27 protein-coding genes are annotated in these 18,691 nt (G+C 58.2%); 12 read left to right on the top strand and 15 right to left on the bottom strand.

What is annotated here, in order from left to right; all coding sequences use genetic code 11:
- Positions 1–124 precede the first annotated feature (124 nt).
- Positions 125–2,158: an autotransporter outer membrane beta-barrel domain-containing protein gene (locus tag ACUXV1_RS09830; RefSeq protein WP_446015304.1), complete on the bottom strand. Its 2,034-nt coding sequence runs from the start codon at positions 2,156–2,158 to the stop codon at positions 125–127.
- A 154-nt stretch (positions 2,159–2,312) separates the two neighbouring features.
- On the opposite strand from ACUXV1_RS09830, the gene flgA reads away from it, so the two are divergent.
- From flgA to ACUXV1_RS09800, 6 genes are all read left to right on the top strand, one after another.
- Complete coding sequence (flgA, locus tag ACUXV1_RS09825; protein WP_039753955.1) at positions 2,313–2,990, top strand: flagellar basal body P-ring formation chaperone FlgA; 678 nt, start codon at positions 2,313–2,315, stop codon at positions 2,988–2,990.
- A gap of 130 nt (positions 2,991–3,120) precedes the next feature.
- A complete protein-coding gene (flgM, locus tag ACUXV1_RS09820; protein ID WP_043640027.1) occupies positions 3,121–3,417 on the top strand; it encodes a flagellar biosynthesis anti-sigma factor FlgM in 297 nt (98 codons plus the stop codon).
- A gap of 23 nt (positions 3,418–3,440) precedes the next feature.
- Positions 3,441–3,905, top strand: coding sequence for a flagella synthesis protein FlgN (locus ACUXV1_RS09815; protein WP_043640028.1), 465 nt, complete (start codon positions 3,441–3,443; stop codon positions 3,903–3,905).
- 221 nt (positions 3,906–4,126) lie between these two features.
- Positions 4,127–5,047, top strand: coding sequence for a CobD/CbiB family protein (locus ACUXV1_RS09810; RefSeq protein WP_019100620.1), 921 nt, complete (start codon positions 4,127–4,129; stop codon positions 5,045–5,047).
- A gap of 115 nt (positions 5,048–5,162) precedes the next feature.
- Positions 5,163–6,506 (top strand): DEAD/DEAH box helicase, encoded by a 1,344-nt coding sequence (locus ACUXV1_RS09805; RefSeq protein ID WP_081557102.1) that lies wholly within the window; start codon positions 5,163–5,165, stop codon positions 6,504–6,506.
- Positions 6,507–6,626: 120 nt separating this feature from the next.
- Complete coding sequence (locus tag ACUXV1_RS09800) at positions 6,627–6,914, top strand: hypothetical protein (protein WP_446015303.1); 288 nt, start codon at positions 6,627–6,629, stop codon at positions 6,912–6,914.
- 124 nt (positions 6,915–7,038) lie between these two features.
- Here ACUXV1_RS09800 and ACUXV1_RS09795 read toward each other — a convergent pair whose 3' ends face one another.
- The 11 genes from ACUXV1_RS09795 to ACUXV1_RS09745 form a co-directional block, all read right to left on the bottom strand.
- The gene (locus ACUXV1_RS09795; protein WP_446015302.1) at positions 7,039–7,287 is read right to left on the bottom strand and encodes a hypothetical protein; all 249 of its coding nucleotides are present in this window, start codon (positions 7,285–7,287) and stop codon (positions 7,039–7,041) included.
- A gap of 61 nt (positions 7,288–7,348) precedes the next feature.
- A complete protein-coding gene (locus ACUXV1_RS09790) occupies positions 7,349–8,545 on the bottom strand; it encodes an Arm DNA-binding domain-containing protein (protein ID WP_446015301.1) in 1,197 nt (398 codons plus the stop codon).
- Complete coding sequence (locus tag ACUXV1_RS09785; protein ID WP_043591267.1) at positions 8,500–8,733, bottom strand: hypothetical protein; 234 nt, start codon at positions 8,731–8,733, stop codon at positions 8,500–8,502. The genes ACUXV1_RS09790 and ACUXV1_RS09785 overlap by 46 nt, the downstream gene beginning before the upstream one ends.
- 116 nt (positions 8,734–8,849) lie before the next feature.
- Positions 8,850–9,209 carry a hypothetical protein gene (locus ACUXV1_RS09780; protein WP_194427763.1) on the bottom strand — a complete coding sequence of 120 codons (360 nt, stop codon included), beginning with the start codon at positions 9,207–9,209 and terminating at the stop codon, positions 8,850–8,852.
- Positions 9,206–9,433 (bottom strand): hypothetical protein, encoded by a 228-nt coding sequence (locus ACUXV1_RS09775; RefSeq protein WP_446015299.1) that lies wholly within the window; start codon positions 9,431–9,433, stop codon positions 9,206–9,208. The genes ACUXV1_RS09780 and ACUXV1_RS09775 overlap by 4 nt, the downstream gene beginning before the upstream one ends.
- A 13-nt stretch (positions 9,434–9,446) precedes the next feature.
- Positions 9,447–11,720 carry a replication endonuclease gene (locus ACUXV1_RS09770; RefSeq protein ID WP_446015298.1) on the bottom strand — a complete coding sequence of 758 codons (2,274 nt, stop codon included), beginning with the start codon at positions 11,718–11,720 and terminating at the stop codon, positions 9,447–9,449.
- Positions 11,717–12,094 carry a hypothetical protein gene (locus tag ACUXV1_RS09765; protein ID WP_446015297.1) on the bottom strand — a complete coding sequence of 126 codons (378 nt, stop codon included), beginning with the start codon at positions 12,092–12,094 and terminating at the stop codon, positions 11,717–11,719. The genes ACUXV1_RS09770 and ACUXV1_RS09765 overlap by 4 nt, the downstream gene beginning before the upstream one ends.
- A 10-nt stretch (positions 12,095–12,104) precedes the next feature.
- Positions 12,105–12,251, bottom strand: a complete 147-nt coding sequence (locus ACUXV1_RS09760; RefSeq protein ID WP_446015296.1) for a hypothetical protein — start codon at positions 12,249–12,251, stop codon at positions 12,105–12,107.
- Between the two features lie 89 nt (positions 12,252–12,340).
- A complete protein-coding gene (locus ACUXV1_RS09755) occupies positions 12,341–12,565 on the bottom strand; it encodes an ogr/Delta-like zinc finger family protein (RefSeq protein WP_446015294.1) in 225 nt (74 codons plus the stop codon).
- A gap of 3 nt (positions 12,566–12,568) precedes the next feature.
- A complete protein-coding gene (locus tag ACUXV1_RS09750) occupies positions 12,569–13,015 on the bottom strand; it encodes a YmfL family putative regulatory protein (protein ID WP_118268227.1) in 447 nt (148 codons plus the stop codon).
- Positions 13,016–13,076: 61 nt separating this feature from the next.
- The gene (locus ACUXV1_RS09745) at positions 13,077–13,292 is read right to left on the bottom strand and encodes a hypothetical protein (RefSeq protein WP_227104538.1); all 216 of its coding nucleotides are present in this window, start codon (positions 13,290–13,292) and stop codon (positions 13,077–13,079) included.
- Between the two features lie 84 nt (positions 13,293–13,376).
- Here ACUXV1_RS09745 and ACUXV1_RS09740 point away from each other — a divergent pair, with 84 nt between their 5' ends.
- The 4 genes from ACUXV1_RS09740 to ACUXV1_RS09725 all read left to right on the top strand — a co-directional run bounded on the left by ACUXV1_RS09740 (position 13,377) and on the right by ACUXV1_RS09725 (position 15,055).
- A complete protein-coding gene (locus ACUXV1_RS09740) occupies positions 13,377–13,691 on the top strand; it encodes a helix-turn-helix domain-containing protein (RefSeq protein WP_446015292.1) in 315 nt (104 codons plus the stop codon).
- 49 nt (positions 13,692–13,740) lie between these two features.
- Positions 13,741–14,055: a hypothetical protein gene (locus ACUXV1_RS09735; RefSeq protein ID WP_446015291.1), complete on the top strand. Its 315-nt coding sequence runs from the start codon at positions 13,741–13,743 to the stop codon at positions 14,053–14,055.
- 116 nt (positions 14,056–14,171) lie between these two features.
- The gene (locus ACUXV1_RS09730) at positions 14,172–14,609 is read left to right on the top strand and encodes a Panacea domain-containing protein (protein WP_446015290.1); all 438 of its coding nucleotides are present in this window, start codon (positions 14,172–14,174) and stop codon (positions 14,607–14,609) included.
- Positions 14,610–14,620: 11 nt separating this feature from the next.
- Entirely contained in the window at positions 14,621–15,055 is a 435-nt protein-coding gene (locus tag ACUXV1_RS09725; RefSeq protein ID WP_446015289.1) for a hypothetical protein, read from the top strand.
- A 132-nt stretch (positions 15,056–15,187) separates the two neighbouring features.
- Here ACUXV1_RS09725 and ACUXV1_RS09720 read toward each other — a convergent pair whose 3' ends face one another.
- Positions 15,188–15,934 carry a hypothetical protein gene (locus ACUXV1_RS09720; protein ID WP_446015288.1) on the bottom strand — a complete coding sequence of 249 codons (747 nt, stop codon included), beginning with the start codon at positions 15,932–15,934 and terminating at the stop codon, positions 15,188–15,190.
- Between the two features lie 279 nt (positions 15,935–16,213).
- Here ACUXV1_RS09720 and ACUXV1_RS09715 point away from each other — a divergent pair, with 279 nt between their 5' ends.
- Both ACUXV1_RS09715 and ACUXV1_RS09710 read left to right on the top strand, forming a co-directional pair.
- Positions 16,214–16,768, top strand: a complete 555-nt coding sequence (locus ACUXV1_RS09715; RefSeq protein WP_446015287.1) for a PH domain-containing protein — start codon at positions 16,214–16,216, stop codon at positions 16,766–16,768.
- Positions 16,769–16,850: 82 nt separating this feature from the next.
- Complete coding sequence (locus ACUXV1_RS09710) at positions 16,851–17,699, top strand: hypothetical protein (RefSeq protein WP_446015286.1); 849 nt, start codon at positions 16,851–16,853, stop codon at positions 17,697–17,699.
- 192 nt (positions 17,700–17,891) lie between these two features.
- Here ACUXV1_RS09710 and ACUXV1_RS09705 read toward each other — a convergent pair whose 3' ends face one another.
- Entirely contained in the window at positions 17,892–18,296 is a 405-nt protein-coding gene (locus tag ACUXV1_RS09705) for a type II TA system antitoxin MqsA family protein (protein WP_446015285.1), read from the bottom strand.
- A gap of 11 nt (positions 18,297–18,307) precedes the next feature.
- Positions 18,308–18,616, bottom strand: a complete 309-nt coding sequence (locus ACUXV1_RS09700) for a type II toxin-antitoxin system MqsR family toxin (RefSeq protein ID WP_446015284.1) — start codon at positions 18,614–18,616, stop codon at positions 18,308–18,310.
- Positions 18,617–18,691: the final 75 nt, after the last annotated feature.

The following is an 18,691-nucleotide window of genomic DNA, read 5'->3' as shown; positions in this document are numbered from 1 at the left end:
TGCTGCGCTTCAGCGATACGGCGTTGAAAACGAGCTCAAAATGCTCATGTACCACTCGTACATTCCGCTTTTTCGCTCGTTTTCGCCTTGTCTCGCCCTTGCTCGCGAGACTTTGAACAGGCTCTTAGAACGTCAGCGCCACGCCGACATTGCCGGCGGTCTGGCTGCTGCCGCTGCGGCCGCTGGCGGCGCTGAGCTGACCGAACATCGACACGCTCTTGCTCAACTGGGCGCTGAGGCCGGCGGTCCATTCCAGCCAATCCGCCTTGGGCTTGCCCAACTTGACGCTGTAATCGCCCAGCGTGGTGGCCAGGCCGGCGGTGACTATGCGGTCGTCGCGCTTGAACTCGTGCGCGTAGCTGAGTTTGGCGTAAGGGCTGAAACGGCCGATATCGGCCTCCAACTGCCAGCCGACGCGCGCCACCAGTGAGGTGCCGTTTTGCGCGTTGAAGGCCATGCTGCTGCTGTTGCCGCCTTGCTCTGTGAAGCCGTTCACCTTGACGTGGGCGTAGTCCAGTCCAGCGATGGGGCCGGTGCGGTAAGCGCCCAGCGGGATAAGGTAACCGCCGCCGACGCGCACGCCGTATTGACTCTGACGAGCCGTGCCGTTCAGCGCGATTTGAGCGGCGCCCAGCGATACTTGGCGGCGGGTGTCGATATCGCCGGCGCCGATGTGGGCGTCGCCGTCCAGCCAGAACCGTTCCTGCTTGTAGCTGAACAACGCGCTCATCAAGGTGCTGCGGTCATCTACGCTGCCTGGTGTGGCAATGCCGTTGATGTCGGTTTTGCCGTTCTGGCGCGACATCGCCAGCCCCAGGCTAAGCGCTGGGCTGGCCTGGAAGTCCAGGCCCACGGTGTACAGACGGCCTTGCGGCTTGGCGGACAGGCTGTCATAGCCGATCTTGTCGTCGTTGAAGGCGCCGCTGACGAAGGCGCTGACCGCGCCAACCTCGCGCTTCTGCGCGCGGATGGCCTGATAGCGGCTGTCCAGCGTTCCGCCCAGTTGGCGGGCGTTGTTCAGCGCGGATTCCGGCAGCGCCCCGGCGAAATAGGGCGCTTGCAGCAGGCCGTAGATGTAGTCGCCTATCAATTGATAGGCTGCCGGTGTGGGATGCAAGGCATCGGTGAACAGATAGTTTTGCCCCGGAATAACGGAGGCCAGGCAGTATAGAGCGGACTGCGGGCAAGCCGCGCCGGAGGTATTGCTGAAACCATAGGCTCGCGGATTGGCCAGAAGCTCAGAAAACAGGCCCGATATATTGGCCCTGACGACGCCATGCTGCAGATTGCCTGCGCTAAGCGCCATATCCACCAGCTGGTTGTAACCGCTAGCGCCTTTTTGAAGGTTGGGTTGTACCGCGGCGTAAGCGCTGGTCAGCGTGCCTTCGCTCAGGCCGGCGGTGGTTTCAGCCTTGCTTAGCGCCTGGTTGATGAGGGCCGGCGAATTGCTGGTCTGGCCGGCGCTCAGCACCTCCCAGGCGGCGCCCCAGGCGGTAAGGACCTTGCCGGCGTTGCCGGCGCCGGGCAGCGCTGTCTGAATGGCGGCGAGCACGGATAGCGGAGCCGCGGAGATGTCGGGCAGATTGGGCAGGATGATGGTGTTTGCCCCGGCAGCCTTGAGCGCTGCCACCGCCTGCGCGGTGTAGCCTGCGGAGGCGCCTAGATAGGCGGTTGGGTTGCTCTGGCTGCCGGCGGCGATGACGTCGTTGCCGCCGATCCAGATGGCGTAGGCGGCGTTGGGGTCGGCCTTTTGGCCTTTCTGGCCCAGATAAGCGTTGATCTGGCCCGGCAAGTCGGTGACCGGGATCGCGTCGGCGGCAGGGCTCTGGCTGGGCGTCTCTGGATTTGTATTGGGCGGGCTGGCGGGCTGCGCGCGAGCGTCGCCCTGAGCATAATTATTGCCTGCGGTATTGGCAATGTGGGTGTTTAGGCCGTTGTTGGGCGATACGCTTTGGCCGTAGTGATTGGCCAGGACTTCGGCCCAACCCGTTCCGTAGCCCAGAGTCCAGCGGGAGGTTGACGGCAGGCCGCCCAGTCCGCCGAAAGCGCCGGTGTCGGTCAGACTGTCGCCGAAGAAATAGAAATGACTATAGGCGTTGGCGGCGGTCGGCAGGGCCAGCAGAGTGGCCACGGCCAGCGTGTTCAGGCGCTTGCGCATTTGGAATGTCCCCTTCCGGATAAATTTTTGGTTTTATTTGATTTAGGTTTAAGAGTCTAAGCTCTATTCGAACGATTATTTTAATTTCTCCATGGCATTGTCAATAGGAGGGCGCAGGCTGCAGCCCTGGCCTTGCTTGCGCTAGAATGTGGGTATGCGACGTTTACTACTTTGGATGATGTGCTGCGTCTGGGCCGTGGCGGCATCGGCCGCGGGCATGCAGGACCTGGGACGCTTGGAGGCTTTGGCCGGAGACTTCCTCAAGCACGAATTGTCGATGCGTCCCGCCACTTGGACCTTGGGGCAGTTGGACCGTAAGCTGGCGGTGCCGGCCTGCGCGCAGCCCAAGGCGGATTGGGCGACGCCAGGCGTGACCACCGGCGCCACCTTCGTCGCGGTGTCGTGCCCGGAGCTGGGTTGGGCGCTGCGGATTCCCGTGCGGATCAATGAAAAGAAAATGGGCGTGGCCCTGAGCCGGGCCGTGGCGGCCGGCGAGGTGCTGAGCGCCGCCGACGTGCGCTTAGTCGACGTGGCCAATCCCAGCCTAGCGCGGAATGTGTTGGACGACCTGCAGCAAGCCATAGGCAAGACCATGCGCTCCGGCGCGCCGGCCGGCGCCTGGTTGCGCAGCTTCATGGTGCGTGCGCCCTATCTGGTGAACAGCAACCAGCGGGTGAAGGTGGTGGCGTCGGGGGAAGGTTTCGCCGCGGCGGCCGACGGGCTGGCGATAGGCAATGCCGCCGAAGGCGAGCAAGTGTCGGTGCGCATGGCTTCCGGCCGGGTGATACGCGGGCAAGTGCAGGCGGACGGCAGCGTGATGGTGATATATTGAGACGGCTCGCCGGCAAGCCGATGTGGCGGCCGCGGCGCGCGGGGACGGATAATTAGGAGAAAGTCTTCAAGATATTGTTTTTCCGTCCGATAATAGAGGTAATCCAGGTTCCCTTTGGGAAGGCCATGCCATGAAAGTAGATAACTCGGGTAAGCTGTCAGCAAGCTACAGCACCCAGAACAAGGCCGCGCCGCGAGATGCGGCCGCCAACGCCAACCCTGCCGCCAGTGGATCCGACAGCGTGACGATTAATCCTTTGGCCAGCCGTCTGAGCGCGGTGGAAAGCAAGGTCAGCGGCGATTCCGGCTTTGATGCCGGCAAGGTGGCCGCGATCAAGTCGGCCATTGCCGCGGGCACATTCAGTGTCAATCCGGAGAAGATCGCCGATGGCTTGATCGCCTCCACCAAGGAATTGTTGGCGCGTTAAGCGCGCGCAGTTGAGAGTCAGGCATGAACGTTGTTGAAGAATTCTGCCAGCTGTGCCGGGCCGAGAGCGATCTCGTTGCCCGGCTGATTGCGTTGCTGGAGCAAGAACAAAAGGTATTGGTGCAGGGTTTTGACGTTCAGCTGGACGCTCTGGCCGAGGGCAAGAGCGCAGTGCTGGACCAACTGGCCGTCAGCGCCGCTCAGCGCGGCGAACTGATGCGTCGGATCGGCGTGCAGGACAGCGAGACGGTTTACATCTGGCTGGCGGACAAGCCGGAAGCCAGCCTGGCCTGGACCGGGCTGGAAGAGGCGATTCAGCGGGCGCAGAGCATCAATCAGCTCAACGGCAGCTTCATCGACCAGCGCTTGTCGTTGGTGGAGGGCGCGCTGAACACCTTGCGCGACGCCGCAGCCTCCACCATGGGCTACGACAAGGCCGGGCAGCTGCCGGAACTGGCGACCGGGCGGCGCTTTCTCGGCTCCGCCTGAGGTTTGTTCAAAGTCCGCCGCGCGTGGGCGGGATGGCTGGAAAAGGGGAGTGAAAACGCCCCCGGCAAGCTCAATATACGAAGAGAGCGCCTTTGCGGCGCTCTTGGCTTTTTCACCGCGTCGCGGCCGGTTTTAGAGTCTATTCTCAAGGAGTAGTGGGAATGCCCTGGCCTTTATGGTATCTTCCTCTCCGGGCCTGAGAAAACCACTATCCGGAACCAATGACCCTGATTTCCTTGATTATCGCTCTGGCACTGGAGCAGTTGCGGCCGTTAGGCAATCGCAATCGCGTCTGGCTGCTGTTCACTCGCTACGCCAATCATTTGGAACGCAATCTGAATGCCGGCTCCAACCGTCATGGCGTGTTGGCGTGGTCCTTGGCGATCGTGCCGGCGGTCTTGCTCAGCTTGCTGATCTACTACGCGCTGCACGCCTTGAGCCCGATCCTGGCGATGTTGTGGAATGTCCTGATCTTGTATCTGACCATGGGTTTCCGCCATTTCTCCAGTGCGTTCTCCGAAATCTCCCAGGCCTTGGCCGAAGGGCGGGATCTGGACGCGCGCACCGCGCTGGCGAATTGGACTGGCCAGGGCACCGCTGAATTGTCTGTCGAGGAAATTTCCCGGCTGGCGATTGAGCAGGGGGTGGTGGACAGCTACCGCCATGTGTTCGGCACCATGTTCTGGTTTGTGTTGTTGCCGGGCCCGGCCGGCGCGCTGTTGTATCGACTCTGTTCTATGCTGAATCAGAAGTGGGGCAACCGCGACGCGGACGAAGACCCGTTCGGTCGTTTCTCGGCTAGCGCCGCTGCCTGGCTGGACTGGATTCCGGTGCGTTTGACCGCCGCCAGCTTCGCCATCATGGGCGATTTCGAAGATGCGGTGTATTGCTGGCGCTCCCAGGCCAAAACATGGGGGAACTACGCTAATGGCATTCTTCTGGCTTCGGCCGCGGGTGCGATCGGTGTGAAATTGGGCGATCCGCTCAGACAGGATTACTCCATACGCTTCCGGCCCGAACTGGGCTTGGGCGACGAAGCCGACCCCAACTACCTGAAAAGCGCGGTTGGTCTGGTCTGGCGTTCCGCCTTGCTATGGTTGGCCGTAATCCTGCTGCTCAGCGTCGCAAGCCACATGGGCTGACGACCCAACGCCGCCGTTAGGGCGGCGTTGTCTTGTCTGTTTGTGTCATTTGAATACGGGGGCATGTTGGCGCGTGCGCGCAACAGGCCCCGCGAGTTTTGCAGGAGTGTTGTCCATGCTGTTTTCCGAACTCGGGCTGTCGCCCGAGATTCTGCGCGCCATTGAAGAACAGGGCTATTCCCAGCCCACCCCGATTCAGGAAAAGGCGATTCCTCTGGTTTTGTCCAGCCGCGATTTGCTGGCCGCCGCCCAAACCGGCACCGGCAAGACCGCGGCCTTCATGCTGCCCATTCTGGAGCGCCTGAAGAAATACGCCAATACCAGCGTGTCCCCGGCGATGCATCCGCTGCGCGCCTTGGTGTTGTCTCCTACCCGCGAATTGGCGGATCAGATCGGCGTCAACGTCAAGAGCTACACCAAATACCTGCCTCTGCGCGCCACCACGGTGTTCGGCGGCGTCAATATGGACCCGCAAACTCAGGAACTGCGCCGCGGCGTGGAAATCCTGATCGCCACGCCGGGACGCCTGCTAGACCACATCCAGCAAAAAACCGTTCAATTGAACAAGGTGGAAGTGCTGGTGCTGGACGAAGGCGACCGCATGCTGGATATGGGTTTCATTCAGGACATCCGCAAGATCATGGGCATGCTGCCCAAAGAGCGTCAGACTCTATTGTTCTCCGCCACTTTTGCGCCGGAGATCAAACGGCTGGCCGCTGACTTCATGAAGTCGCCGCAAACGGTGGAGGTCGCGCGTCAAAACGCCACCAACGATCAGGTCGAGCAGATTGTTTACTCGGTGGACGCCTTCAAAAAGCGCCATCTGTTGACGCATCTGATCAAATCTCGCGAGATGAGCCAGGTCATCGTGTTTTGCAAGACCAAGCTCAGCGCCGACCGTCTGGCGCGTGAATTGCAGCGCGATGGCCTGCAAGCCGAAGCCATTCACGGCGACAAGGCTCAGGGCGCGCGTCTGGAAACGCTGGCGGGGTTCAAGGAAGGCAAACTGCGCATATTGGTGGCCACCGATGTCGCCGCTCGCGGCCTGGATGTGACGGAGTTGCCCTATGTGGTCAACTTCGAGCTGCCGAACGCCCCGGAAGATTATGTGCACCGGATTGGCCGTACCGGCCGCGCCGGCGCCAAGGGCGTGGCGATTTCGTTAATGTCCCCGGAAGAAACCCGTCAGCACGAGTCTATCGAGAAGCTGACCAAGCAGACGTTGACGCCGCAGATCGTCGACGGTTTCCGCCCTTCCTGGCTGACGCGCCCCAGTGAGCGCGAACGGGAACGGGAGCGTGAGCGCTTGCCGGCGCCGCCCAAGCCGGAAGCTTCGGTTCTGGCCGGTTCGACCGAGGGCGTTAAGAGACCTTTGAGCGGCCGTCGCAGCCGGAAGGCGAAGCGCGAGGTGCCGGCTCTGCTGCTGCCGCCGCGCTATAAGGTGGAAATCATTCGCTGATTGGACGAATAGACATGAAACGGCCCTGATGGGGCCGTTTTTTTATGCGCATCGTCGGCACTTCCTGTCAGCGATAGAGTCGGACATCTGTGCGAACCGTTCTGGGATAGGGAGAGGGCGATGGAGGTGAAGTGGCTGCATATCGGCGTGGGCGGAGTGATGTTGGGCGCAGGCGCGGCGGCGGGAGCGGCGGCGACAACGACGCTTCCATCCGCTTTGGGGAGGACCGAGGCCAAGCCCGTGGCGGCATCTGTGATGCTGGCGGAGGCGAAGCGGCTGGAACGCCTGCGCGCGCTGGTGAAACAGCATGCGATCCAATGCCATTGCCCGCTATGCCTGGGGCGGGATGTTGGCGGAGCGAACGGCGGAAGAGAACAGGAGTCGAACCTGCTATCCATCCCTCTATAACCCAATAGCGGCGGGCTTTTTGCTTTTTCGCACATTCGTTTGTGCGACCGCTGTGCGATAACGTGACGGCATTTGTGACTAGCCCAAGAAGCAGAGCCTACCATCTGGTAGGCTCTGAATTGTCTTATGCATCTACCTTCAATAACTCCCCCTCATGGCGGTTTGGCCAAGCATCACAGATCAGACGCTGCGCCATTGCAAACGCACAATCCCTATGCATCATTACTCGCACTAGCCTCTCACTGTCTGGATTTGGATAAGCATCATAGGCAACCACACTGCCTTCAATTTTTTCATTACAACAAAAGCAATGATCTCCACTGCTTACAAAAGGAGCATTCTTTGCTTGATCCAAGTTCTTATAAAACGTCATTGCTTTGACCCCCTAAATTTGCACGCACTTTGGCTTTACAAAGAAAGCCCCCATCTGGCGGTTACGCCAGTTTTTCAGATGGCAATTGCCAGTCATTGACCGGCTGATACCCACCCTGCTTATCCGGGTCCGGTATCCACCGGCCGTATGTCCTGATGACCATTTCGGTGTCAACATGCCCCAGCTGATTTGACACCCACATGATATTTTCGCCGGCGGACAACAACATCGACGCATAGGTATGGCGGGTCTGGTAGGCGTTGCGAGCGCGGACGCCAGCGCGTTTGAGGACCGTTCCCCATTGCTGGTTGATCTGGTCTGGCAGCGTCCAGGGGGCTTTTGTGTATGGGTTGATGAACACGCGGCCGTGGCCGGCAAACCGCTCACGATCTGTCAGCGTAAACCGCTTTTGCTCTAGCAACGCCGCGCGCGCCGGCGGCAGCATCAGCACGTCACGCTTGCCGGCATTGGTCTTGGTTCCCTTCTCTCGCTTGCGGCTGATGGCACGGCGGACCTTGATAATGCCGTTCACAAAGTCGATATCCTCCCAGCGCAGCGCCATCAATTCGCCAGTGCGCAGCCCGCTATAGATGGCGAACTGAAACTGGTTTCTAAGCTGCCCCTCAGCGGTGGCCACCACTGCGGCAATCTCCCGGCGGTTGAGCGGGTCCACCTCATAATCGGTGCTGGCGGTTTCCTTGTTCACCAGCTTTTTCAGGATGACGCCTGCGAATGGGTTCCGTTCAATAAGCCCATCCGACAGCGCTTGCTCGACAACATGGCGCAGTGGTATCAAGTCGTTGCTGATGGTTTTGATTGTGACATTGCGTTCTACAACCCAATCGCGGATATCAGCGCCGATCAAGTTGGTGATCCGCTTGGCTCCAAACTTGGGTTTCAGCTTGAACTCAACCGCCTTGCGGTATTCATTCCACGTGCCGAACTCCAGCGTCTTTTCCGTCTGCGCAATCAGCTTGTCCAGCAGCTGGCCAACGGTGACGGAAGACACCGCATGGCCAAACAGGGCTGCGCGTTTCGAATTGGGGAAGTAGTCGGAGTAGCGGAAGGTTTGACGCTCGATAGCGTTCAGGATTTCGGCGCGCAGGCGCTCTGCATATCGAATATTTGCCGCGGTGGGGTCGAGTTTCAGCGTCTCACGGCACTCGACCCCCCGGAAGGAAAAAGCCACCTGCAGGCTTTTCCCCCTGATGTTTACGCCGCGTGGCGTGCTTTTGGTGCTCTGCTGCTCGCTGCCCATTCTTGAACCGCCTTGATGTTGACCCATACCTTGCCGTCGCCGGCAATCCGCCATTCCACATTCTCGCGCCAGACGCCGCCGCGCCTCTTGGCACGCACGCCATCAGGCGTATCGCCCATGATTTCGCAGTAGCGCGCCTGCGGTAGCCATTCCAGATGAATTTTTACATTATCGCCGATTTCTATCATGTCTTGCTTCCTTGCACTGGCGGCCATAGGCGAGCGGCCTTGCCGGCTTATCAGAGAACGGCGCACCCAGTTGATTGGGCTGGCCGCTCGCCTATGGCCGCGGTTGCGGCCGGGGTTTAGATGGGCTCCACCACCATGGCCAGGCTGGCGCGCTCTTCGTCCAGGATCTGGAAGCAGTCGCGGCCTTGGCTGTCGCGGCCGTTTTGTACCAGCTGGCGTTCCAGGGTGTTGCGCACCAGGGCGATGACGTTGCCTTGCAGCTGCAACAGGTCAATCGGCAAGCGCAACACGATGAACGGAACAGCGCCAGGACCGGCCTCGGCCGTGGCATCCAGCTCGATGTCGCGCAGTCGCCGGGCGATGCGTTCGGCGCGGTCGATGTTGTGAAGCTGGCCGTTGACCGCGTCCAGCTCGGCGCGGAATTTGCCGGTGGCGGCTTGCACAAGGCGGGTGTAGAGATTGGTTTGCACGTTCATTTCTCATCCATCCCCAAGAGTTGCCTGCATCGAGCCCACTTTGCGCGGGACTCCGCATACGCTTTTTGAAACCGCTGCAGCGTTTCGCCGTATCCACGCCCATCTATAAGCTGCAGGCACACGACACGCGCCATGGCATTGCTAAGCCCATCAACGTCTCTGGCTTCCTCGATCAGCAGGTTCGCCATTACATTCCTGTCCGGCCCATACACTTGCTGTTGCATGTTCCCTTCCTCCTCACTGGACCCGAGCGGTGAACTTCCGCGCGCGGTCGATTGCGTTGTTCAGCTGTCTGGCGATGGGCTTGCTGCTGCCACCCTCGGCGCGCCAGCGTGCACCTGGCCGTGGCGCGTCTTGGCTTTGCAGCAGGGCGGCCATGCGGATTTCGTTGATTTGCTCCAGGCCGGCCGCCGGCGCCATGCGCTTGAAGCGCTTAGTCAGGCGCTGGCTGGTCAGGCGCAGCACGGTGTCGGCGCGTTTCTGTTCGGCCTGGCGCTGGGCTTGCTGCACCCAGCCGTCGGCAAACTTCATGAACTCGCTGATCTGCTGCTGGAACTGCCGCTGAGCGGCGCGGCCCCGCTGCTGGCGGGCGCGGTTTTCGGCCTCTGGCAGAAAGGCGTCGTCTTCCGGCCGCGTGCTCATGTAGATGTCCATCTCCGCCGCCTCGGCCGCAATGCGCTGGGCGTCGCCCGGCTGGGCCGGAATCGGGGTGAATTTCGTTTCCGTAGAGTTATTGACACGAGTCCAAGGGGCGCTTTCGCGCCCTGAAACCCCAACCCCGCGCCTGATTTCCCAGGTGTGCATCCGAGTCACCGCCAGCTGCCCGCCGTCCACTTCCACCACCCCAAACAGCCGCTTCTGTCCCGGCTCGCCGTAGCGGTTGGTGGCCGGCGCGCTGTCCTTGGCCAGCCGCAGCGGCATGTTCTTGCGGCTGGCTTCATGGCCGCCCATCACCTCGACGAAACGCCCCCAGTTGCCGGCGTCCGCCGCGGCGGCGGCGCGCATCAGCACATCCTCGGCGTCCGCGTAGTCAATACGGCGCAGCTCGCGCCATACGCCCACCGGTGGCCCGCCAACCTGCTGGAACTGACGAATGCCCCAGGTGCTGGCCCAGGCGTCCACGCGTTGGGCGGTGATCACCGCATCGGTGGCGTAATCCTCGGCCAGCGTCAGGCCGTCGTCGCCATCCGGCCGGCCGCCGATGGCCTCATGGTCCTGGCCGATGGAAAACCCGTCCTGGCGGGTGCCGTCCACGTTCTTGGCGATGTATTTGGCGATGTAGCCGGCAGCGGTGCCGCGGCTCCAGTCAATGCGCTTGAAGTCCACACGGGCCTTGATGGCCTTCCACACCCAGCGCGAACGCTTGCCGTTCCAGAAAGCCTTCTCCCAGCCGATGGCCTCCGCCAGCTTGGCCAGCGGTTCCTTGGCGCCGACGGCCTTTTGCTTACGCGCCATGGCCATGGCGTCGGCCCTCGTCAGCGCGTAGCGCAGGCCCAGCTCCTGGCGGTCCTCACGCACCGCATGGCGCGCCACGATGCGGCGAAACTCGCGCACATGCTCCGGCTTCATGAAGAACAAGCCGTGATAGTGCGGCGTGCCGTCGTGATGCGGCTCCGCCACCCGGAAGCCGAAAATCTTGATGTCGGCACGCGCCAGGCTGGCGCCAATGCGTGACCACACCCCGCCCAGGTAATCCCGCGTATCCGTCGGCGTGCTGACGCCGTCGTAATGCGGATTGCGCTGGCCGCTGGCGGCCACACGCGGGTGGAAGCGGCTAGGGGCGGTGAGGGTGATGAACTCGCCGGCCAGCTCCAGGCCGATGGCGATATGTTCGAAACCGGCGATACGACACATCAGCTCGGCGCGGCGGATGCGCGGATTGCTCATGCCGGCGTCGGCCACGTCCGCCAGGCTGAACTCCTCGCCCAGCTCATTGATGGCAGTCAGCGCCTCCAGCAGCGCACGGTTGCGGCGCTTCTGCTCGCGCCGGCGGGTCACCGCGTCGTGGCTGGCGTACAGCGCGTGGCGCTTGTGCACCAGGCCCAGCGCGATGGACAGCGCCTCTGCCTTGCGCGCGTTTACACGGCGCAGGTTCCGGCGCCACCACAGGCTGCAAGCCAGCCGCAGCTTGATGCCGCCGTCGGTGTCCGCGTTGGGCAGCGCGATGCCGTGCTCGCTGCAGAAGCGCTCCAGATCTTCCATGCTGGCGCCGTCGCGGTGCAGCGCCTCCGCCTGGCTTGCCTTGGCCTTGGCGTATTCCACCAGCTGGCTTTCGTTGGCGCCCAGCTCCAGCGCCTTGGCCGGGAAACGGCCCACCAGCTCGCGCAGGTAATCGTTTGCTTCCGCCTCGCGGCCATCGTCCAGCACGCCCTTGCGGCTGGTGAGGTTGCGGTTGCGCCGGCGCAGCCAGTTGCCACGCACCGCCCGCTGCAAGTGGCGCGGAAAGTGGCCAATCTTGGCCAGCGCCCAGCTGTCCGGCAGGTGGCTCAGTTCCGGCATCTTGGGTGTCATGCGGCTGCGTCCTGGCTATGCGGCAGCGCTGCCGGCGCTTCCACATCTACAGCACCGGCGGCCAGCCGCGCCGCGGCGTGCTCGCTCTCCGCCAGCAGGGTTTCCAACTCGTACCAAAGCTGCCCCATCCCCGTCATGCCCAGCCCCAGCCCTTTCAGCGGCAGGCGGTGCATCGCGGCCATGCGGACTATCTGCTCGCGCACCCCGGCTATCACCTTGATCCCGTCTTGCATATCGGCGATGGCCTCCAACTGCGCCTTCGTCAGCACCTTGGACTGCAAGGCGCTAACGGACTGCAAATGCTGAACCGCGCGGCGTTCGTCCACCTGGGCATCCAGCCGCTGGCACGCGGCCTGAAAGTCAACGTAAGACATGGCAATTTCCTCAGACGGGCAGGGTGAACTGGAGCACCACCAGCAGCGCCAGCACCAGGGCGGCGGCGATGGCCTGGCCGTTGCCAGCCGGCTGGCGCAGCGGCGCGGTGTAGCCGCCGGTGCCGTTTTGGAAGCGGACGTAACGCAGCTTTTTCATGGGGTTCTCCAGTTTTTGGGCGTAAAAAGCCCCCTCGCGCCGCGTGGGTGCGATTTTTTTGCAAGGGGGAACGGGGTTAAATCAGCTCGTCAGGCGAGGCCGGGCAGCTCCAGCTGCCTATCGTCAATCGGCGTTCTCAAGCCCAGGCGCGTGCGCTTATGCTCGATGGCGCAGGACTCGCTGTAGGTTTTGAACGGCTTGCCGCAGTGCTCGTAATCGCTGCACTGGTAGTAGGTTTCCCTCACCGTTTCCGTCAGCATCCGGCTGGTGCGCGCATAGGAGACAAAGCCGCAGTATTTGCATGGGTACGCCATGCCTCAGCTCCGGCAAAACAACTGAAAGGTCAGCTCGTTCATCTGCACCGTCTTGGCGCAGATATCGTGCTGGATGCGCTCCAGGCGGCGGCGCTCGCGGCTGTCCACCTCGCCGTCGCGGGTGGCCTCGCGCCACTCGCGCGCCAGCCGCGCCACGTCTTCCACCAGCTCCATGTACAGGGTCTGGATTTCCTCGTTGTCCACCCGCTCGGCGTCCGGCATGCGCACAAACACGCCGCCGCTGTCCATCGCCACCGCCTCGGCAAATAGCGTGGAGCCGTGGAAAGCCTGCATCTGCATCGCCTCATGCAGGCTGATCACCTGGCCCCGGCGCTCGTAAACGCGGTTCTCCAGCGCATCCTTGGTGATCCCCAGCGCGGCGGCCATCGCCGGCCATCCGCCGGGCATGCCCTTGCACATCTGTTGGTAGCAATTTCTGAAGTTGTCCATCGGGTATCACCAAAAATCTAGAGGTCTTGTGGTTTCCAGGCCGCGGTGGCTTGGCTACAGTTCAAGCATTGCCGGCGCGGCTGGCTTTCCAGGCGGCCAGGCCCAGCAGGTAAATGTCGCGGGCCAGTTTGCTTTCGGAATACCCGGTATCTGCGATGGCTTGATCAAACTCGCTGCGCTCGGCTTGCAGCAGGCGCATCTGCACCGGCTTGACCTTGGAAGTGCCGCGCGGACCGTAAGCGCGGCGCGGGCGGGCTGTCTGTTCGGCGTTTTGCATGTGAGTTACTATGCTCAAGAAAGTGATTCGCAAGCACATGATGGATTAAAAAATTAATCTGCGCAACAGGTATGGATTAAAAAATTGAGCCTTGGGGATAGATTGCGGGCGGAAAGAGCCCGTTTTGGATGGAATCAGCAAGAGGCTGCCAAGGTCGGTGGCATCGCCTATTCCACATATCAAGGGTATGAGAGGGGCGACAGATATCCTGACGCTCAGTCATTGGCAAGCTGGGCTACAGCGGGGTTTGATGTGCTTTACATCGTCACCGGACAGCGGAACGCCTCTGACCTCTCCCCCGAACAGAACGCCGTTTTGGCTTCCTTTGCCCAACTAGACGAACGTGGCAAGCACTTCATTTGTGACATGATCCAGGCCTACAACAAGGCCCATAGCTAGGCCACCTATCTGATTTGGGTGGCTGTTAGCTACTTTAAGAGACACTGCTGTGACTATCAGCGAACGGCTCCGCCAAGAGCGGATGCGTGTTGACTTCACCCAAATGGAAAGCGCGAAAGCGGCTGGAGTTGGGTACACCATGTACATGGCTTATGAAAAAGGCACGAGCTTTCGGAATGCTGAAGCCCTCGGAAGGCTTTATGGGTCAGGGTTTGACGTGCTTTTTATCATCGTGGGACAACGAAATGAGTCTAAGCTGACACAAGATGCTCATACCTTATTGAAACAGTTCCAGCAACTGGACTCGCGCGGCCAGCACCTGGTGCTGGGGATGATGCATAAAATTGTTGAGGTGTTGGAGTAAAATTATATGTATTTCGCTACAAAATCAAAAACGGGCACTGACATATAGTTTCTGGTGTTTTTCTATATGTCCCTGTATCGTGTTTTTGCGTTTTTAAGATGTTGTAGGAGATTGTAATGGCTAGTGTGCTTGATGTTGCAAAGTATATTCTTGAAAAACATGGTGAAATGAGTGCCATGAAACTACAAAAGCTAGTTTACTATGCTCAGGCTTGGTCTCTAGTGTGGGACGATTCTCCGCTATTTGATTCTAAGATTGAAGCATGGGCAAATGGTCCAGTTTGCCCAGAGCTTTATGATGTTCATCGAGGTTGTTTTTTTGTCACGGCGGATACTATTGGTGATCGAGGCCGCTCGGAGGCATTGAATAAATATGAGCGCGATACTTTAGATATCGTGCTAGAAAACTATGCGGATAAATCTGCTAGATGGTTGAGCGAACAAACTCATAGCGAAGCTCCTTGGAGAAATGCTAGGAAAGGCATTCCCCCAAGTGAGAGAAGTAATAAAGAAATATCATGGTCAGCCATGGGTGAGTTTTATGGTTCCTTGTAGGGGGGCTAGTTATGGCGAAAAAACAGAAAAGAATACCGAATCAAGCTGTAAATAGAGACGAAAGCGCAAAAAAAGTTGTTGTTCCAGCCCAAGTTCAACTTGAGTCACCCTGCTGGAGATTTTCATCTGTTGATTTGGGTGGGCCTTTCCCATGGCCAAAAGGAAGTACGGAAGAGCTAGAAATATTAAGTAAGCTGCATGAGTTCGACTCTATGCGATGGACTGAAATTGAAGGGGCTAAGCACCATTCTATTTCAGTTGATCGTCTCTCTAGAGATGCTCAAAAAAGGCTTGAGGAAATACAGCAGAATGATATTGATGAACTTTTTTCTTTTCGGCTCACGGGGCCTAAAAGAGTTTTTGGAATTCGGTTAAATGGTACGGTAAAGCTTTTATGGTGGGATCCTGAGCACAAAGTATGCCTAAGCAATTTAAAAAACACGTAGTTTTTTAAATACATATTTTTATAGGCAGTTCTACATGATGCTGCTTTTTAGTGCTCGCGCTCAAGCGGCATGATGATCATCAAAGCATAACAACGCCCGGCCAAGTGCCGGGCGTTTTGCATGTCCAGGGCTTTACTCTTTCGGCTCTACCGACAGAAAGATCATGCCCAGGGCGGGGACGGCGCTGAGCTCCACCGTCTTGCCGTCTCGCTCAAGCTTGACCGGCGTCGGCTCATCCCGGTTTTTCTGCACATTCTTGGTCAGCTTGCGCATCGCGCTGGTGAACCAATTGACCGCATTGTCCTTTTTGCCATTCCACTCGGGATAGGTGTTGGCGAACATCGCCGCGGCAGTGACGGCGTTGAGCATTAGCGATGCATTGTCGTCATTGGGCACGCCAAAGACCAGAGTGTAGCGGCTGAGGTTGTGTGGCTCGCCAATGGCTTCCAAGGTCATGATCTTGTTGATGGTCAAGATTTCCCGGCGCGTACCATCCCGCAGCGGCGAGTCTTCGCGCTTGGCAATCTCGATGTCGCCTACCAGTTTGGCGGTGGAAAGGCCAAGCGTTTTTTGCTGGGCAATCTTTTCAGGCGGCGGTGTGGGCTGAGCGGCTGGCTTGACCTCTGGCTTGGCTGCGGACGCTGTTGCCAACGGCTCGGCCTTGTTTGTGGCCTGAGCCTCCACCTTGGCTTCTGGCTTCGCGTCCGGTTCCGGCGCAAGAATGCCCACGGTCAGCAAGAAGGAGAGCGCAGAGCCGATCCCGCCCAGCGTGACGACCACAGCGCCATGAGATTGCTTGCCGCTCAGCCACTTGGTTAACAGCTTCCAGACCACCACGGCCACCACTATGGCCGCAATCAATATGAGCAAATTTTTCATCGCGAAGGCATCTTGAAGTTCTTAACGGGCTTCCATTTTACATCTTGAAACAAATTAGCTCTATGTGAATAACATTTTGTACAATGATGGCTTAACTCATAGTCATTAATGTGCGCCAATGGCGCGAGACTTCAGAATGCGCTCAAGGAGGCTCTGTGGTCGTCCACGATAAGGTAAACGGCTGCCACTTTCTGTCGTCCAGCCTGTCTGCTGGCGGGGCATGTTCGATGGCATCTTGTCTGCTGACCCATCACCAATACGTTCAAGGAATGAAACACGATGGCCTTTGATTTCAAAACCGCCCCCAAAGAAGCGCTCAAGGCGGAATACGACCGTATCGCCAAAGAGATCGGTGACGATCAGTTTTTTACCAAGAAAGAACTGAACCACTTGCCGGAGGTGCTGGCCAATGGGGAGCAGGTACTGGCGTTCACCTCTGGCCTCATGGACAGCAACACTTGGCTGATTGTGCTGACCGATCACCGCATTCTGTTTCTTGATAAAGGGATGATTTTTGGTCTGAAGCAAACTGCGATAGAGTTGGACAAGGTTAATTCGGTCTCTGGAAGTACTGGCCTGCTGTTTGGCAAGATCCTGATCCAGAATGGCGCATCCGAGCGCAAGATAGACAATGTTTGGAAAAAGACCGTGGTGCCGTTTACCAATAAGGTGCGGGATGCGATTAATGCGCGGAAGTACCACCAACCACAAGTCGTTTCCTCAGGAGACGATCCAGTGGCTCGGCTTGAGAAGCTAAGCGCGATGAAAGACAAGGGGCTGATCACCGATGCTGAGTTTGCTGAACAGAAAGTCCGTATTCTTAGTTCGATTTAAGCGAGCAACCAAGCTTCACTAGTGAAGCCCAAAAAGCTGGTAAAGGATAGCTGTTCATGTATCTGTAGTAATGGGAAACTATATGAAAGTACCAACAGAGCAGTTACGTGGCAATATTGATGATTTTGATTTTTACGACAACATGGAAGAGATTCGCCAAGTTCCAGGTTACACCGAGAGAATTGATCCAGAGGTGGATGAGTTCTCTTCAATTTCGGGTCACTATCGGCTAAAGGATAAGGAAAAGACGCCATGCCAAAAGTTAGGTTGTAGACAGCCACATGGCAAAGGCTATCTTATTAGATTGAAATCTGGAAAAGTGTCCAATATTGGTAACGTCTGTGGTCGTAAATTTGATCCCGATAATTTTGTTATTCATGCGCGGATGGCAGAAAACAAAATTCGACACTTGGGTGCACTGAGGTTTGCGCAAAAATTGCAAGATGACTTTGAATATTACTATGATTTAGTGGAGCGTATTAAGAGTGAATCCAAAGCTTTTTTGATTTCTCGTGCTGATTTTAAGAAATCAATCGAACGAGGAGAGGATGTGGTTGAGAAACTAAAGGAGATTGCAAATCGTGCTGATTACTCAGTGTATCGTACCAGAAGGCTATCGGATGAAGAATTTAAGGAAGCAAAGAAGGTGAGGGAGTACCCGTCACGTGAAGTAAATGAGCATATGGGGGATCTGGTAAATGTAAAGTGCTTCTCCTTGAATGAAACTGATATTTTTCTGAAAGCGCAAAAAGCCTTAAAAGCATTGCAAGACTTGGATCCCCTAGCTAGCTCGACCTCTGAACTGAATAAGGTTTCTACCTCAGTAATGGAAATTCAAAAAGGGATTGATAAAATAAAAGATGCTCAATCTGAATTGGAGAAGTTTAGGGCTAATGTCAATAATATAAATTTGCTGCCCTATATTTTTTAATCATCTCCCGTGCAGGCATGCCTGACACATATCGCTCCATGGTGTCCACGTTTGTTACAGCCGGGTGGTGACGTAGCTCAGCTGGCTGGCCGGGGTGCTGCTAATAGGATGCCTGCTACTGTGGCGCGGTTAGGGATATGGTTCCAACGCGCCCACTGAATCAAAAAGCCCCGCATCAAGCGGGGCTTTTGATCAGGCCTCAACGACTTCCCGGAGCAAGTCCGGGTGCTTGTCCAGCACTTTCAACAGCTTGATGGTTGCCACTGGCGGTTGAGTGACACCGCGCTCATACTCGCTGAATGCATTGACGCCGCCGCCAAAGATCTTGGCCGCAGCAGCCTGGGTCAGCTTGAGCTTTTGCCGGGTGGCCTTCACAAAGAAGCGTGTTTCCGCCCGCTGACGCTGGGCCAGTTCCTGCAGCGCGTCCATGTGGCGGCGCGAACTGGCCTCGTCGGTGAACTCGATTTCGCCGCAATGCGGACAATGCCAGCCTGTCACCGCCGGTACCACCGCGGATAAATGCTTGTAGGAGACCGTGACATCCTTGGTTTCAAGAACCATCTCGGCCGCTTCGCAATTCAGGCAATGATGCGCCATGATGTTCTCCTTTATTCCGCGCACGCCTTGAACGAAATGACGATGGCGCCATCCGTGCGCAGCGTGAATTTGACGTAAGCCCGGCCACATGGGGTCATGGGCTTGTACACGTCCTGCCATACCGTGTGGTCTAGATGGGTTGTCATCGACTTGTTGAAGTCCCGCCGGCCAATCAACTGTACCACGGCCAGGGCTTCCGCTTCGCTCAAGCCCAACTCCACAAAACCGGTTCGCGCGGTTCTGGTGAAACAGGGCACGCCGCGAACCTGCACCGCAGCTTTAATTTCGTCCAAAGAATAGTGGGCGGTGCGTTTTTCCATTACTCAATACTAACGGAATCCGTTAGTTTTTACAATTCACTATTTACATTTTGCTTACTCCGCCAACTCTCTCAA

The organism is Chromobacterium sp. W521 (assembly GCF_052805975.1).
This window is presented reverse-complemented; position numbering and strand designations above follow the sequence as displayed.

Excerpts from the sequence above, each read along its gene's own strand:
- ACUXV1_RS09830 (WP_446015304.1), bottom strand. The coding sequence starts at position 2,158 with ATGCGCAAGCGCCTGAACACGCTGGCCGTGGCCACTCTGCTGGCCCTG.
- flgA (WP_039753955.1), top strand. The coding sequence starts at position 2,313 with ATGCGACGTTTACTACTTTGGATGATGTGCTGCGTCTGGGCCGTGGCG.
- flgM (WP_043640027.1), top strand. The coding sequence starts at position 3,121 with ATGAAAGTAGATAACTCGGGTAAGCTGTCAGCAAGCTACAGCACCCAG.
- ACUXV1_RS09815 (WP_043640028.1), top strand. The coding sequence starts at position 3,441 with ATGAACGTTGTTGAAGAATTCTGCCAGCTGTGCCGGGCCGAGAGCGAT.
- ACUXV1_RS09810 (WP_019100620.1), top strand. The coding sequence starts at position 4,127 with ATGACCCTGATTTCCTTGATTATCGCTCTGGCACTGGAGCAGTTGCGG.
- ACUXV1_RS09805 (WP_081557102.1), top strand. The coding sequence starts at position 5,163 with ATGCTGTTTTCCGAACTCGGGCTGTCGCCCGAGATTCTGCGCGCCATT.
- ACUXV1_RS09800 (WP_446015303.1), top strand. The coding sequence starts at position 6,627 with ATGGAGGTGAAGTGGCTGCATATCGGCGTGGGCGGAGTGATGTTGGGC.
- ACUXV1_RS09795 (WP_446015302.1), bottom strand. The coding sequence starts at position 7,287 with ATGACGTTTTATAAGAACTTGGATCAAGCAAAGAATGCTCCTTTTGTA.
- ACUXV1_RS09790 (WP_446015301.1), bottom strand. The coding sequence starts at position 8,545 with ATGGGCAGCGAGCAGCAGAGCACCAAAAGCACGCCACGCGGCGTAAAC.
- ACUXV1_RS09785 (WP_043591267.1), bottom strand. The coding sequence starts at position 8,733 with ATGATAGAAATCGGCGATAATGTAAAAATTCATCTGGAATGGCTACCG.
- ACUXV1_RS09780 (WP_194427763.1), bottom strand. The coding sequence starts at position 9,209 with ATGAACGTGCAAACCAATCTCTACACCCGCCTTGTGCAAGCCGCCACC.
- ACUXV1_RS09775 (WP_446015299.1), bottom strand. The coding sequence starts at position 9,433 with ATGCAACAGCAAGTGTATGGGCCGGACAGGAATGTAATGGCGAACCTG.
- ACUXV1_RS09770 (WP_446015298.1), bottom strand. The coding sequence starts at position 11,720 with ATGACACCCAAGATGCCGGAACTGAGCCACCTGCCGGACAGCTGGGCG.
- ACUXV1_RS09765 (WP_446015297.1), bottom strand. The coding sequence starts at position 12,094 with ATGTCTTACGTTGACTTTCAGGCCGCGTGCCAGCGGCTGGATGCCCAG.
- ACUXV1_RS09760 (WP_446015296.1), bottom strand. The coding sequence starts at position 12,251 with ATGAAAAAGCTGCGTTACGTCCGCTTCCAAAACGGCACCGGCGGCTAC.
- ACUXV1_RS09755 (WP_446015294.1), bottom strand. The coding sequence starts at position 12,565 with ATGGCGTACCCATGCAAATACTGCGGCTTTGTCTCCTATGCGCGCACC.
- ACUXV1_RS09750 (WP_118268227.1), bottom strand. The coding sequence starts at position 13,015 with ATGGACAACTTCAGAAATTGCTACCAACAGATGTGCAAGGGCATGCCC.
- ACUXV1_RS09745 (WP_227104538.1), bottom strand. The coding sequence starts at position 13,292 with ATGCAAAACGCCGAACAGACAGCCCGCCCGCGCCGCGCTTACGGTCCG.
- ACUXV1_RS09730 (WP_446015290.1), top strand. The coding sequence starts at position 14,172 with ATGGCTAGTGTGCTTGATGTTGCAAAGTATATTCTTGAAAAACATGGT.
- ACUXV1_RS09725 (WP_446015289.1), top strand. The coding sequence starts at position 14,621 with ATGGCGAAAAAACAGAAAAGAATACCGAATCAAGCTGTAAATAGAGAC.
- ACUXV1_RS09720 (WP_446015288.1), bottom strand. The coding sequence starts at position 15,934 with ATGAAAAATTTGCTCATATTGATTGCGGCCATAGTGGTGGCCGTGGTG.
- ACUXV1_RS09715 (WP_446015287.1), top strand. The coding sequence starts at position 16,214 with ATGGCCTTTGATTTCAAAACCGCCCCCAAAGAAGCGCTCAAGGCGGAA.
- ACUXV1_RS09710 (WP_446015286.1), top strand. The coding sequence starts at position 16,851 with ATGAAAGTACCAACAGAGCAGTTACGTGGCAATATTGATGATTTTGAT.
- ACUXV1_RS09705 (WP_446015285.1), bottom strand. The coding sequence starts at position 18,296 with ATGGCGCATCATTGCCTGAATTGCGAAGCGGCCGAGATGGTTCTTGAA.
- ACUXV1_RS09700 (WP_446015284.1), bottom strand. The coding sequence starts at position 18,616 with ATGGAAAAACGCACCGCCCACTATTCTTTGGACGAAATTAAAGCTGCG.